Genomic DNA, 15,320 nt, shown 5'->3' with positions numbered 1-15,320 from the left:
TAATAAAATGTCAACTAAAAAAACAACCCGTACTGGCTTAAAGCTAACTGCACTCGCTTGTTCTCTTGCATTATTTGGCTGTGCAAATACAGCTCAAGAAACAACGAAAACAGAGTCAGCTATTGTCGCTAATAATGCACAAGCAACGGCAGGCTCTCCTGCAACTAAATTTGACCTGTTAGGTTGGACAATCAGTGTGCCAGTAGATTCTGACGGTAACGGTAAATCTGACCAAATCAAAGAAAAAGAGCTAGCAGCAGGTTACTCTGATGACGACTTTTTCTACCTAGCTGAAGATGGTGGCATGGTATTTAAAGCCCCAATTAAGGGTGCTAAAACGTCAAAAAACACCACTTACACACGTTCAGAACTACGTGAAATGATGCGTCGTGGTAATACACAGTACAAAACTAAAGGTGTAGGCGGTAACAACTGGGTATTCTCAACGTCTCCACAAGAAAACCAAGAAGCCGCTGGCGGTGTTGATGGTAATTTAGAAGCAACACTAAAAGTTGATCATGTCACAACAACCGGTGTAAATTGGCAAGTCGGTCGCGTTATCGTTGGTCAAATCCATGCGAATAACGATGAACCAATTCGTCTTTACTACCGCAAATTACCTAACCATCAAAAAGGGTCTATCTACTTCGCACATGAGCCCCGTGAAGGTAAAGAAATTTGGGTTGATATGATTGGTAATTCATTACCAAACTACTGGAATCAAGATGCAACACCAGCAGAGCCAGAAGATGGTATTGAGCTTGGCGAAAAATTTAGCTACCGCATCAACGTAACTGGCAACACTCTTGGTGTGACACTAATGCGCCCAGGCAAAGAAGACATTATTAAAGAAGTTGATATGTCTGACAGTAAATTCGATGAAGCAGGCCAATACATGTACTTTAAAGCGGGTGTATACAACCAAAACAAAACTGGTGAGCCAAACGATTACGTACAAGCGACATTCTACGACCTAGAAGTGAAGCATTAATCTATTCACTACACCGATAAACACGACAATATAAAAGCGTGCTTATAAGACCAAGTAGCCTTCTACTTGGTCTTTTTTAGTGTTGATTATCATTAAATTACATTGCTTTAAACTCACTAACCACTCTACAAACTCCCCTCTTTCCTTGAACTTTACTGCTGTAATCGTTAACATCTTCTGGAATTTTTTTTTCACAAGCTTAATTTCTTTAAGTTACTTCGTTTTTGCTTTCCGATAACTGAGAGCACTCAAGGATACAGTTCATTACCTACACCATTGATTTAATGAGAAATATCATTTTGTAAAATCAGCTAAATTCAGCACACCATTAACAGGCTCAAAATACCTCATGGTAATTATGTTGAATTGTAATAATTTTTAAAACGGCCAAAAAGTGTCATCTACAGCTACTTTTAATCGCTTAAAAATTCAAATAGCTTAATCAACAAAATAATATTACTCGGTTATCAACGGGTTGGTAACTGCACAAATTATGGATAATAAATTAAATAAATACAGTATAGAAACAACCGACTACCAAGTTGGTCAAGATAACCTGCAAAAATGGGGCTTCGACATCCACAACCCCGTATTTGGGATCAGTGCAGGACTAATCTTTCTGTTCATATCAATAATGCTGTTTGTCGACCCCGGCACCGCAAAAGAAGCGTTAAACAGTATAAAGAACGGCATCATGAAAGATTTTGATACCTTCTTTATGTGGTCAACCAACTTTTTCCTACTTTTCACCATAGTATTAATGCTTTCACCACTGGGTAAAATCCGTATCGGTGGTAAAGAGGCAAGTGCAGAATATTCAACACTTTCCTGGATCGCGATGCTATTTGCTGCAGGTATGGGTATTGGACTGCTATTCTGGGGCGTTGCCGAACCAACGGCTTACTTTACTGATTGGTGGGGAACCCCGCTAAACGTTGAAGCCTATACTCCTGAAGCAAAATCACTCGCAATGGGGGCTACTATTTTTCACTGGGGTGTCCATGGTTGGGCAATTTATGCGATTGTCGCACTTTCATTATCCTTTTTTGCTTATAACAAAGGCTTACCGCTCTCAATTCGTTCTGTTTTTTACCCTATTTTTGGTGATCGAGCGTGGGGCTGGTTAGGCCATATTGTTGATGTGATGGCAGTACTTGCTACTATATTTGGCTTAGCAACCTCACTTGGTCTTGGCGCACAACAAGCAACCAGTGGTATCAACCATGTATTTGGTACCAACGGAGGCATTGGTATGCAGTTTGGTATCATTATTTTTGTTACCTTCATTGCTATTTTATCCGTTATTCGAGGTATCGAAGGCGGTGTAAAACTACTCAGTAATATCAATATGTTGTTTGCACTCGCACTGCTCCTTTTTGTCATTTATGTGAGCTTTGATATTGTAATGGTTTCTATCCCAGAAACATTCATCGCTTATGCAGACCATATTTTTACCTTAAGTAATCCGCATGATCGTGACGATACAGTGTGGATGCATGGTTGGACGGTCTTTTATTGGGCATGGTGGATTTCATGGTCTCCTTTTGTTGGTATGTTTATCGCACGCATCTCTAAAGGACGTACCGTACGTCAATTCCTCTTTGCGGTTATCTTTATCCCAACCTTCATGACCATTATTTGGATGGCTGTTTTTGGTGGTATTGCCATCGACCAAGTCGCCAATAAAGTGGGTGAACTAGGCGCAACGGGATTAACTGATATCTCACTGACATTATTCCATGTTTACGATGCCCTTCCTTTTGGTGATGCACTGTCGATACTGTCAATTGTGTTGATTCTGGTTTTTTTCATCACTTCATCAGACTCAGGATCACTGGTTATCGATAGTATTACCTCAGGTGGTAAAATAGATGCACCGATTCCCCAACGAATATTTTGGGCTACAACCGAAGGGGCTATTGCAGCGGTGATGCTATGGATAGGTGGGAAAGAAGCACTACAAGCATTGCAATCTGGTGTGGTGGCAACCGCATTACCTTTTACCTTTGTACTGTTATTAATGTGTGTCAGCTTAATTAAAGGCCTAAATAGCGAGCGTGCGCTTTATCAGTAAACCATCTACAAAATAATCCGATTCACCAGAAGAGAAGATTAACTTCGATAATTTTCTCTTCTGAGCCGTTAAGATTCAATAATTGCCAACACTAAAATAGTCTATTTAACATCACAAGTTTAACAGGTCATTTCATTAAATTTATCCCCGTCAGAAACAATTATCACTTACATCATAAAGGTGATAAGACATTATTTTTAAGATTAACAATAAGCATTATTCATAAAATAATTTGCGATTAAAAACACACCAAAAAACAACTAAAATAGGTCAAATACAAGCAAAATTAATCTAAATCTAAACAACCTTCGTTTTTCCATCAAAAAGCAACTATTTCCTCGATATCTGAAAAACAGAAACTACATTATCACCAAAGAAGAAGATGTTAGAAAAGAACACAATGAGCAGGACACCTGATCAATCATTGTTGTAAATTTTTATACCTTCAATAGTCACTCACATTCATATTTTATCAAAAGGAATTAATTATGAAATTGCATCCACTCGTTCTTGCATTAGGGATAACTTCCCTTGCAGGTTGTAATAGCGACTCGGAACCTGTTGCGCCAGATACTGTCATTCCAGAGCCTGTTACAACTTACTCGGTACGCGCCATCGACGGTTACTTACGTAATGCCATGGTTTGGTTAGATATTGATGGCGACTTTCAATTAGATGAGGGAGAGCCACAAGCTGTATCAAGTGAAGGAGGCAACGCAGTGCTTGATATTAGCAACACACCAAACCCAGAGAATTACTCTGTTGTCGTTAAAGCGATCGTAGGTGAAACCGTTGATGAAGATACTATTACTGAAACAAACCCAGAAGGGGTAGCAACAACAACACCTTTCTTGCTGTCAGCTCCAGCGGGACAAACAGTCGTCACACCACTTTCTACATTAGTCAATATCAAGATGCTGAATGGCCTTAGCCAGCAACAAGCAACAAAAGAGGTTGCTGCTGATTTAGGTATTGCAGAAGATGCACTACTTGGTGACTATATTGAGGACAAACAGGGGGATATTGCTTCCAAAGCAAATGCGATCGTTGAGTTAGACCTATTACCTGAATCTGAAGCTGAAATGCAGGAAATGAGCGAAGATGATAGCGCTCTTGATGAACAGTTAGAAGAAGATTTAGAGGTCATCAAATCATTAACCGACGAACAACGTATCGTTGTTGATGATGAAGGAAAACGAATCATCGCAACCAATATAGACAGCGATGATGATGGCATTATTGATGAAAAAGATGTATTTCCTGAAGATGCAACGGAATGGTTAGATACTGATAAAGACAGCATTGGTAATAATAGCGATGCATTTCCTAATGATCCGACTGAAACGATGGACAGCGATAAAGATGGGACTGGCGATAATAGTGATATTTTCCCAGACGACGCAACTGAATGGCTAGACACAGATAACGACAATGTTGGTGATAATAGCGATGCTTATATTGATGATCCTGAAAAATCAGTGTTAGATGTTAGCACCACTATAAATTATACAGCGCCTTTTGTTCATGCCGTATACAAGCAAGTAACGCTACTGGAAGTGACAGAAGAAAACATTGTTATTACTTATAATAATGGTCAAGTCCACACTGATAAAACGGTCACCTATATTACCCCTGAGGGTATTCAATATGGTTCAGTAACTAGCGCTGATCTATTAAACACCGATGGAACGTTTACTCGCACAAGTGAATGGGCATATGACTTCGACCTTGATGGTGATGCTAAATTTTTAGGTAATGGCCTTGAGATTGGTAGTAGAACCGCGAGCGGAGAACACTTCTTAATTTACGGAGATGAAGCATTAGCATCGCTTGAAGGCGGCAGTAATGGTGAAGGGCGTATTTTTGATGATGTCGACTTTTCATCACGTACACACCCTGATGACCTATCAAACATTGATTTTATTGCTAACGTAAGCGTTTCTTGGCAAGAAGAGGCAGGTAATAAAATCATCACTAGCGATTTTGTACAGTATGTTAAGGAGGAGTTTGATCACACCAATCTTGCCGCTGCAAGCGTCGAGTATAAAGAGAGCAAACGTGAAGAGGTGAATGATAGTGGTGTCACTACCTATAGGGAACAGCTTGAGGACTGGGATGGTAATGACAGTATCAATCAAGTTACACAACTGACGGTTGCCGGCAGTAATCAATACAGCTTCATTCATCAACGTCCTGTTTGGGCAAATCCAACAGATGGCATTGATGAAGAGTATGCAGACTTTAACTTCGCCGGCGGAAAATGGGATTCACTGAGTCCGTACTGGTACGAAACAAATGATACGTTAGATGATCAAGGCATACGTACCTATAGTGGGCAGCGTTATGTAATGGATAGCACTTCGATGAGCAAGTTTGTTGATAGTGAAAACGAAAATGGTCTGTTATTCAACGAGTATGTTGCAATTAATAAAACCATTAACGATAGTGAGCGAACCGAGTTTGTAACATGGTCTCATTACCCACTTGCTGATTATGAGTTTACTACTGATACTCTCGATATAGGTCAAGCTTATAAAGTGTATCAAAAACAGTCGAATGGTATCTGGGTTGGCTTTAGTTTCCCTGAATGGGGTTCACAATCAGTTACTGATTTAGCGACGAAAATTGAAGATGCACGCTCAGGTGATCTTGCGCTCAGCGAAATCGATGACATTGTTGTACCTGGATTAAGTGTTTACAACCAACCTATTACTACCTCTTCATTTATTTATGATGAAACCGGTGAAGCAAGAACTTGGTACTTAGTGAGCAATAACCTACTAATCACAGATGGTCAATATACGATGAGTAACGTAACCCTCACTGACAATGGCATAAAAGAGGGATGGATAGTGGTTAATGCCGCTGATCAATTGGTCTTTTTAGAGCCAATGGTTGATGAGCCTTGGCAGTGGTTTGATGCTTATAATCGTCACTGGGCAGGCATTACTTCACTTAACACTGAAAACTTCATGTGGGGCAGTAACTTAGGTGAGTTTTATTTAGACGAAAGCCAAGCAACCGCTCGCCTTACATCATTATTACCTTTAATGGATTGTAATATTGATAATTCTCCATGGGATGATATTAATGATCAACCGGCATCATTTAACAGCTTAGCTGAATACAATGATGCAGTAACAGCCTGTGGTGGTGCAAGTGAAACCATCTTTACTGCTGCGTTATTAACTGGCGAAAATTTAGATCAAACCTCTGAATGGATATTAGGCGAAACCATCAACAATGAGTTTATTGAAGATGAACGAATCCGTTTTTACCCGGGTGGAACAGGTGCCTTTATCGATGCTGAAGATGGTCAGTTCAGCTTCAACTGGTCTATCAGCGATGGTCAACTTCATTTAGAGATAACAGCAGCGCTTTATGCAGGATCTCAAAATATAGATACAATTGTTGATTTCAATGGTGGTGATTATTACTCGGTTAAGTCTTTCTGGCGAGATGTAAGCGGTGAGGACTACACAGCCCCAGCCGAGGGACAGGGTGAAATAACTAGCCAACTCATGAAATTTGATCATTATAGTAACGAAGATGCACCAGCAGCCTTTACTGAAGAGTGGTTAAGTGGTCGAACACTTTATACTGTTTGGTTTGGTGATGGCGATCTTGTTAATGATCAAGGTCAAGCAATAGATGCTGAAGGTAATTTAATCCCTGATGGAGAAGATACAATTGATGTAAATAATGTCGCCGTTGTACAAGCGGTTACTTATGCGAGTGATGGCACCGTCTCAGCAGTTGGCCTCAGAAATTCAACATCTTCACCAGAGGGGGTCTTCTATCACTATGGCGTTGATGCAAACGGTATCTTACGTATTGAAGAGGAGCAGAATGAAGCCACAGAAGGAAATTTTATCTGTGATAATACGCACCCTGATTACTTAAAAACACATTTCATACTAAGTGATCAAAATGGGGTTGAGCAGTTTGATAATGTGGATCTCTTTTTCTACGATATGCAAGCAGCTTTAGATTATGCTGATGGACTAATAAGTGATATTTCAAGATGTAATTAATCAACTCACTTTTATAATAGAAACTTAGCCTAAAAACACCGTTCAGCTATCAACTGAACGGTGTTTTTTATTAAACGCCACTGATACCTCTTTTAAACCGTAAAACAAAATACGTGTATAAGCGGAGCGCAAAGGCGTAGGATGCACCTATATTACTTTAAGCAATGAGCCCGATATGAGTATCAAAACCACAGAGCAAATAATCACCCGCGCACTATTAATCTCTATTCGTACCCCCGATGTCACCCAACAAGAGGTCGATGAGTCATTATCTGAATTGGGCCGTTTAGTGAATACACTCGGTTTTTCAGTGGTTGGTACAAAAACTCAACGACAGCGTTCAACAAAACAGTTATCGGTATTAGGCTCAGGAAAACTTGAAGAGTTAGCAACCCTTACTGGAGAGTCTGAGGATCAACAATCGGAATTTGAATTAGATACGGCAGATTTTGATAAAGCAGAATTTAGTGAGCTATTAGCTAATGAAGATGTTCAGCAGCAAGCTAACGTGGTGGTATTTGATTGTGAACTAAGCCCTAACCAACTACGCAATGTGGAAGCGGCATTAGGCGTTGAAGTGTACGATCGTACCCGCGTGATCATCGAGATTTTTAGCAAGCACGCACGTACGCGTACCGCTAAATTACAAGTCGAGATTGCTCGTCTTAACTATTTAACCCCGAGAATACGTGATGAAAACAGCGGTGACCGTGAACGTCAAAAAGGACGTTGGATAGGTGAAACTGCTTTTGAGGTAAACCGTCGTCGTATTCGCGATAAAATCGCAGAGTTAAAACGTGAACTAACAAAACTACAAAAAGAGATGCAAGGCCGACGGAGTGGTCGTGTTGAACAACTTTGTGTCGCATTAGTGGGTTATACCAATGCAGGTAAATCGTCGTTAATGCGTGCATTAACAGATTCCGAAGTATTAGTAGAAGATAAACTCTTTGCAACCTTAGATACCACAGTGCGAACGTTACAACCGCCAACACAACCGCGTATTTTAATTTCTGACACGGTCGGGTTTATTAAAAAACTTCCGCACGATTTAGTCGCCTCTTTTCACTCGACGTTAGAAGAAGCCAAAGATGCAGATCTTTTACTGTATGTCGTGGATGCGTCAGATGATAACTTTGAATCGCAGTTAGCCGTGGTTGATGATGTATTAGGACAGTTAAATGTCGATTTTAATAATAAATTATTATTACTCAACAAAATGGATTGTTTAAGCGAAGATCAGCAATTAGCGCTGCTAGAACAATATCCTGACGCATTACAAATCAGTACCCGTGATAAATCAGATGTCGCTTTGGTGCATCAAGAGATTCAAGACTTCTTAGAAAAGAAAATGTGTGCAGCTTGTTTTCATATTCCCTATACCGCGAGTGGTGTAATGGGTGAAATTCATAATAAGATGTTGGTCATTGATGAGCAATACCATGAAGATGGCGTGCGTGTCACAATCAAAGCAAGTCCCGTTGCCTTAGAGCGACTGCATAAGATGCTACAAACCTCTTTCTAGTAACCTCACTCGTTAGTTAAAGAATAAAACCGGTGGTTAAAGCATGATATTTAGCCATCTTATCTCCCCTAAATGCCCACACGAAAATTTCTGTTTGATAAACAACGGATAACAAAACTTTTGTCTCTATCACGTGTACAATAAACTCTTTTTTGCAAAAGATAAATTTTAGGAGAGACAGATGAGCAAGGGTAAAACCTTCTTAAAAGGATTAGCAATGGGTGCTGCTGATGTTGTACCGGGTGTTTCAGGGGGCACCGTTGCGTTTATTACCGGTATTTACGATACCTTATTAGAAAGTATCAGACGCATCAATCCTCGCCTGATCACCATCATTAAAGAGCAAGGTATTAAATCTGCGTTTGCTCATATTAACGGTAGTTTCTTAATTATTTTATTCGCGGGTATTTTAACCAGCATCTTTAGCTTTGCACGCCTTATCACTTGGTTGCTGACTGAGCATCCTATTCCACTATGGTCATTTTTCTTTGGTTTGATTATCGTCTCTGTTATTCACATGCTTAAACAGATACAACAGTGGCAAGTCACCCGGTTTATCTCATTAGCAGTTGGTATTTTCTTTGCATATGGTATTACCGTGTTACACCCTATTAGTATGGAGCCAACACAAATAAATATGGTCATTGCAGGGTCTATTGCGATATGTGCGATGATTTTACCTGGTATCTCTGGCAGCTTTATTTTACTGTTATTAGGCATGTACGGCCCACTCTTAATGGCAGCTAAATCCTTCGACCTATTCACTCTTGCTGCCTTTGCGACAGGTTGTGTGATAGGCCTGCTCTCTTTTTCGCATCTATTATCTTGGATATTACGTAAACAACGTGATATTGCCCTGACCTTCTTAACGGGCTTGATGATAGGAACATTAAATAAAATTTGGCCGTGGAAAGAGGTGCTCACGTGGCGAACCAATTCAAGTGGCGAACAGGTACCATTACTGGAGCAAAACTTAAGTCCCTTTGCCTTTGAGCAACTGACCGGGACACCGGCTTTGATAAGCTATGCTGTTATGGCAGCAATACTAGGCTTTATGGTGGTATGGGGATTAGAAAAATTCGCCGAAAAAAATGGGTAACCCCAGTCTTTATTAAATAAATATCCGCTCAGGTGAGTACTACCTATCGCAGCCCTTCCTGAGCGAATTAAGATCATCTGCCAGACTTAGCATTTACCTTCACCTCGGATTCATCATTACATGCTTGCAACGTTAAAAAATATCCTACCTCAAAGCGCTTGGTATATGCTGCTCTCCGCTTTTGCGTTCGCCTTAATGGCCGTTTGTGTGAAAATAGCAAGCAGCACCTACCATATTCCGGTACTAGAGATAGTAGCGGCCAGAGCCCTTGTGTCCGCTCTGATTAGCTATGTAGATATTAAACGTAAGGGAATTTCAATGTGGGGTAATAACACGCCATGGCTGATCGCGCGTGGCACCGTTGGCGCCTTAGCATTGATCTTTGTTTATTATGCAATTTCAACACTACCACTTGCTGAAGCCACAATTTTGCAATACTTACACCCAGCTTTCACAGCACTATTGGCGTTATTGTTTTTAAAAGAACATATACAGCGTTCCACCCTTACCTGCATCATATTGGGGTTAGTGGGCCTGTGTATCATGATTCAACCTAATTTTAGCCATGATAGCTATATCCACTATTCATGGCTCAGTGTCGGCGCGGGGTTACTTGGTGCATTTGGCAGCGCCGCTGCTTACGTAATAGTTAAAAAGCTGACAAAAACCGATGATAGCTCAGTAATTATTTTTTACTTCCCCATTATTGCATTACCTATTTCGATTATTTTATTAGGTAGTGACTTTGTTATACCGAGTTTAGCAGCAGTGGGTATCTTAATTTTAGTCGGTATTTTTACCCAAATCGGGCAAGTCGGACTAACAAAAGCGTTGCATTGTGCCGATGCCAATAAAGCCACTGCTTATGCTTATGTACAAGTTCTCTTTTCAATTTTAATCGGCTGGTTATTTTTCAGCGAAATTCCTGAATTAACCACCATTATAGGTGGTGGATTGATCATGGTAGGCGCGGTTATTAACGTATTATGGAAACGATAGAGGACATTCCACGCCTACTTTAGTGATAAAAATCCATTAATATAAGCGTAATTAAGCAATTCAGACAAAAATCACAAATAAATTTTTAAATTCTTGTTTGTTATTTATTAAATCAACTAGAGTTAATAACATAAATTAACTAAAGGTCATATAACAGTCAACGCCATTAATACAGACATTGATAGCATTAAAAACAACGTATTAAGATAGTTTACTAATAATGCCAAGTTCATTAATTTAGTGTTCAAAAATTGCGAAGGAAAAAGATGTTAGTTCAAGGCGCAAGTTGCAGCTAATGGTTATTCCCTTGGCAAAACTTGTAACGTAGGAATAACGTCTTTTAACCAGCAAGATTGGTCAGATAATTAATGGATTTGGTATAATTATAGAGGGATAAAAGGGATGGGTAAATGCTAGTATTTCTTCACTCGCTAAAGTCGCGGTTACTCTTTCTCATTTTTATTATTACCTTACCTGGGTTAATTGCGATTTTTTATCAGGCTGATGCTGAACGAAGTAGAGCAATAACTGAACTGCAGAACCGTGCGATTGCGGTGGTTAAAAATATCACCGCAGAGCAGGTTGAAATCATTGAAGAAACAGAGTCTTTTTTAATACGCTTGTCTAAATCCCCAATGCTCTCAAATCTCGCCTCCTCTGAATGTAGTGCTTTTCTCGCCCATATTCAGAACTTAACAGACAATTATGTAAACTTAGGTGCGCCAAGTGTCGACGGGAAACTGCTTTGTAATGCTTTACCACTCGATGAGCCAGTTAATGTCGCCGATCGTCCCTATATTCAACATGCGATCCAGAATAGAGGTTTTTCTATTGGTCAGTTTCAATTTGATCGCTCAGCTCAAACATCCAGCATTAACTTTGCATACCCGATTATTAATCCCGAAAATAATCAAGTTGTTGGCTTAACCGTTGCCGTTATCTCGCTTAATTGGTGGAGTAAACGTCTTGACCATGCGAGCTTACCTGAGGACTCAGTTTCTTATATTACCGATGCAAAAGATAAAATAATCGCAATCTATCCTGAAAATCCTCCTTTACTTGGTACATCCATAAAAACAATTCAAGGCGTCGCTCAGTTCGTTGCAAATAAACAAACCAAGATAATCAAAGACGCAAACGGACTACTGAGAATATTTGTCAGCAGTGACTTGATAACTGTCAATGGCCATAGCTCAGGCAGCATTGTAGTCGGTATCCCGATCGACAAAGAGCTAACGCTGATAACATCACGATTTCAGCAGATAATCACCCTCTTTTTACTGTTCGTTTTACTGATCGTAATATTTGCAATATGGAGTACTGAAAAGAGTATTTTAGCTCCCCTAAGGGCACTTAAAACGTCAACAAAACAACTTGAATCAGGTGTGCATATTGACGAAAACAAACTGAGTGGCACTGCAGAACTTGTTGACTTAAAAAACCATTTTTCAATCATGGCAAAAACAAGGCTGGAAGCTGAACAACAGCTTAGGAATAATCAAATAGTGTTGCAGAAAAATGATGAAAAACTATCTAGGCATATAAAAAACACCCCGCTAGGTTCAATCGCATGGGATATAAACTTTATTTGTACAGACTGGAATAAAGCTGCAGAAAAGATATTTGGATATTCTGCCAATGAGGCAATTGGCAGTAGTATTATCGAATTGATTGTTCCCCCTAAGCTAAAAAGTAAATTTATCCGTAACTATACAGCCCAACTTCAAGACCAAGAACGAAGTCACTGCGAAAATGTACTAACCACAAAAAGTGGCAAGCTGATTACCTGTAATTTTTACAACACATTAATGCTAGAGGGTGAAGGTTTAATCGGGGGCGTCGCCTCATTAGTTCAAGATATAACCGTCGATAAACGCAACCAAGATATATTAGACCGCTTTTTTGAACTACCTGTCAATTTACACTTGATAGTAGATTTTGATGGGCGTCTGTTAAGAGTAAATGAAGCTTGGGAAAACACATTAGGTTATAGATCAGCACAACTGATCGGTCAGAGCTTAATAAACATCGTTCATCCAGAAGATATTGAAGCCACCAACGCTGAGATTAAAAAAGTAGAACAAAGTAAAGAGACTTATTATTTTGAAAACAGATGCCGTACCAATCAAAATACCTTTCGTTTAATTGCTTGGTCTGCAACCGCTTCTAACCATGAGGAAACTATCTACGCAGTAGGCAGAGATATTACCGAGAGCAGATTAGCAGTAGATGAGTTGAAACAGGCCGCCGTCGTGTTCACGCACGCGAAAGAAGCCATTATTATCACCGATGCAATGAGTAATATCATCAATGTTAATCAGTCTTTTGTGCAATTAAGCGGTTATTCAAGAGAGGAAGCGATCGGGCAAACACCTAAATTATTTAAATCTAACCGACAGCCTGCAAAATTTTATCGTGATATGTGGCAATCCATCAATGATAAGGGGCATTGGTCAGGTGAAATATGGAATAGGCGTAAAAGTGGTGAAATTTACCCACAACTAATGACCATTAGCTCAGTATTTGATGAAGATAAAAAGGTTAAAAATTACATTGCCCTATTTACCGATATTAGTGCACTAAAAGCACATCAAAAACAGCTAGAACATATCACCCATTATGATCCGTTAACGAACCTACCAAACCGAATATTACTCGCGGATCGGTTAGTTCAAGCAATGCCTCAATGCATACGTCAAAATCAGTCGCTTGCCGTTGCTTTTCTGGATTTAGATGGCTTTAAAGAAATAAACGATAACCATGGCCGCGCCATTGGAGATAAATTATTGGTGGAGGTCGCAAGACGCATCAATAACTCATTGCGCGATGGCGATACCCTCTCACGTTTTGGTGGCGATGAATTTGTCGCGGTCTTAGTTAATTTAGAAAATCATCAAGCTTCTGAACCAATACTAGAGAGTTTATTAACCGCAATATCAGCCCCTGTCATGATCGGACCTATTGTACTGGAAGTTTCTGCCAGTATTGGGGTGACTATCTACCCCCATGATGGTGTCAATGCCGAGCAACTTTTACGCCATGCTGACCAAGCGATGTACAACGCAAAACAAGAGGGTAAAAATCGTTATCACCTTTTTGATATGGCAGAAGATATTGCTATGAAGCATCAGCATGAGAGCTTACTTCGTATCCGCACCGCTTTACAAGAGGATGAATTTACACTTTATTATCAACCCAAAGTGAACATGCAAACGGGTGAATTAATTGGTGCAGAAGCATTAATTCGTTGGCAACATCCAGAACGAGGCTTGCTGTCACCGATTGAATTTCTGCCCATTATTGAGCGTCATACACTCACTATTGAAGTCGGTGAATGGGTAATCGATAGCGCCCTGAAACAGATTTCAACATGGCAAAAATTAGGCTTGAAGCTGACTGTCAGCGTTAACATTAACGCTCTACAGCTTCAACAGAACTGTTTTGTTAAACGTTTAGCGGCGTTACTAGCAGCGCATCCAGATGTTGACCCCAGCGCATTAGAGCTAGAGGTATTAGAGACCAGTAAATTATCTGATATCAGTGATGTATCTAAAATTATGCGCGCTTGTATTGAATTAGGCGTCAGTTTTGCGCTGGATGATTTTGGTACCGGTTATTGCTCTTTGACCTACCTAAAACAACTGCCCGTCAGTTTAATCAAAATTGATCAAAGCTTTATCCGTGATATGTTGGATGATCCAGATGATCTGGCGATTGTTAAAGGGGTAATAGGGTTGTCACGCGCCTTTCAACGAGATGTTATCGCCGAAGGGGTCGAAACCCTCGCGCATGGTGCAGCACTAATGCAACTTGGCTGCTATTTAGCGCAGGGGTATGGTATTGCGAAACCGATGCCAGCCGAAGAATTACCGGAATGGGCAAAGACTTGGCAACCTGATCAAACTTGGACGCAAATAAAGGCGGTGTAACGATGCTGCTCAGGGCTTGTAGAGACAATGTAAGAGGAGTAATGTGGAAGTTTAAATCATTCACTATTATGATTTATCCCTATGACATCAGCTATTTACTGTAATTGGTATAACCATTAATTAAAAAGAGGTCCATTATGAGCGAAGATGATTCCCTAGAGCGTAACAGTGAAAATAGTGATATTTGGAAGAATTATGCATTTGATCCACCTGGACAAGAAAATTTTTCACTCCGCACTACTTACCCAGAAGACCCGGATGGTGTTGAAGTATTAATGGAGATATGGAAAGGCGGTGCAACCGAACCAGCCCACCATCACCCCGGAGATGACTTAACCGTTATTGTAGAGGGACAAATGACTGTGCAGTTTTACAGTAAAGGTGAGCATGGGTTAGTTAAAGATGGCGAGCAACGTGTCTTTAATAAAGGTGATAGCGCTTATATAAAAGGCAACAGAATACACAGTGCGACCTATCCGCAAGACTGCAAATTAGTTTATGTGCATAATAAAAAATTCGACTTTATAGATGACAGCGAATAAATAAAAAGACAATGCAATAACCTCTTTGGTTAGCATTGTCTCAATTTCCTTACCCTAAAAGTGGCTCTTTATGCCTCAATTTATGCTATTCCAGCTGTAATACAGGGTAGATATCTCCAAAAATTAA

The 15,320-nt window shown here is 40.0% G+C and carries 8 protein-coding genes; all 8 read left to right on the top strand.

The features are described from left to right. The first annotated feature begins 7 nt into the window (after positions 1-7). The 8 genes from QQK09_RS15765 (at position 8) to QQK09_RS15730 (ending at position 15,193) form a co-directional block, all read left to right on the top strand. Complete coding sequence (locus QQK09_RS15765; RefSeq protein ID WP_284205113.1) at positions 8-991, top strand: polysaccharide lyase family 7 protein; 984 nt, start codon at positions 8-10, stop codon at positions 989-991. Between the two features lie 493 nt (positions 992-1,484). Beyond that, positions 1,485-3,065, top strand: a complete 1,581-nt coding sequence (locus tag QQK09_RS15760) for a BCCT family transporter (RefSeq protein ID WP_284205112.1) — start codon at positions 1,485-1,487, stop codon at positions 3,063-3,065. A gap of 488 nt (positions 3,066-3,553) precedes the next feature. Continuing rightward, positions 3,554-7,099 carry a hypothetical protein gene (locus tag QQK09_RS15755; protein ID WP_284205111.1) on the top strand — a complete coding sequence of 1,182 codons (3,546 nt, stop codon included), beginning with the start codon at positions 3,554-3,556 and terminating at the stop codon, positions 7,097-7,099. A gap of 175 nt (positions 7,100-7,274) precedes the next feature. Continuing rightward, on the top strand, positions 7,275-8,624 hold the full coding sequence (gene hflX / locus QQK09_RS15750) for a GTPase HflX (RefSeq protein ID WP_284205110.1): 1,350 nt from the start codon (positions 7,275-7,277) through the stop codon (positions 8,622-8,624). Positions 8,625-8,805: 181 nt separating this feature from the next. Further along, positions 8,806-9,723, top strand: coding sequence for a polyprenyl-phosphate transporter (locus QQK09_RS15745; RefSeq protein ID WP_284205109.1), 918 nt, complete (start codon positions 8,806-8,808; stop codon positions 9,721-9,723). A gap of 120 nt (positions 9,724-9,843) precedes the next feature. After that, positions 9,844-10,722 carry a DMT family transporter gene (locus tag QQK09_RS15740; RefSeq protein ID WP_284205108.1) on the top strand — a complete coding sequence of 293 codons (879 nt, stop codon included), beginning with the start codon at positions 9,844-9,846 and terminating at the stop codon, positions 10,720-10,722. 410 nt (positions 10,723-11,132) lie between these two features. After that, positions 11,133-14,651, top strand: coding sequence for an EAL domain-containing protein (locus tag QQK09_RS15735; RefSeq protein ID WP_284205107.1), 3,519 nt, complete (start codon positions 11,133-11,135; stop codon positions 14,649-14,651). A gap of 137 nt (positions 14,652-14,788) precedes the next feature. Further along, a complete protein-coding gene (locus tag QQK09_RS15730) occupies positions 14,789-15,193 on the top strand; it encodes a cupin domain-containing protein (protein WP_284205106.1) in 405 nt (134 codons plus the stop codon). Positions 15,194-15,320: the final 127 nt, after the last annotated feature.

Source organism: Psychromonas marina, from assembly GCF_030161115.1.
GTDB lineage: Bacteria > Pseudomonadota > Gammaproteobacteria > Enterobacterales > Psychromonadaceae > Psychromonas > Psychromonas marina.
The sequence above is the reverse complement of the archived record's forward strand: the minus strand, read 5'-3'. Positions and strand labels throughout refer to the sequence as shown.

Excerpts from the sequence above, each read along its gene's own strand:
- QQK09_RS15765 (WP_284205113.1), top strand. The coding sequence starts at position 8 with ATGTCAACTAAAAAAACAACCCGTACTGGCTTAAAGCTAACTGCACTC.
- QQK09_RS15760 (WP_284205112.1), top strand. The coding sequence starts at position 1,485 with ATGGATAATAAATTAAATAAATACAGTATAGAAACAACCGACTACCAA.
- QQK09_RS15755 (WP_284205111.1), top strand. The coding sequence starts at position 3,554 with ATGAAATTGCATCCACTCGTTCTTGCATTAGGGATAACTTCCCTTGCA.
- hflX (WP_284205110.1), top strand. The coding sequence starts at position 7,275 with ATGAGTATCAAAACCACAGAGCAAATAATCACCCGCGCACTATTAATC.
- QQK09_RS15745 (WP_284205109.1), top strand. The coding sequence starts at position 8,806 with ATGAGCAAGGGTAAAACCTTCTTAAAAGGATTAGCAATGGGTGCTGCT.
- QQK09_RS15740 (WP_284205108.1), top strand. The coding sequence starts at position 9,844 with ATGCTTGCAACGTTAAAAAATATCCTACCTCAAAGCGCTTGGTATATG.
- QQK09_RS15735 (WP_284205107.1), top strand. The coding sequence starts at position 11,133 with ATGCTAGTATTTCTTCACTCGCTAAAGTCGCGGTTACTCTTTCTCATT.
- QQK09_RS15730 (WP_284205106.1), top strand. The coding sequence starts at position 14,789 with ATGAGCGAAGATGATTCCCTAGAGCGTAACAGTGAAAATAGTGATATT.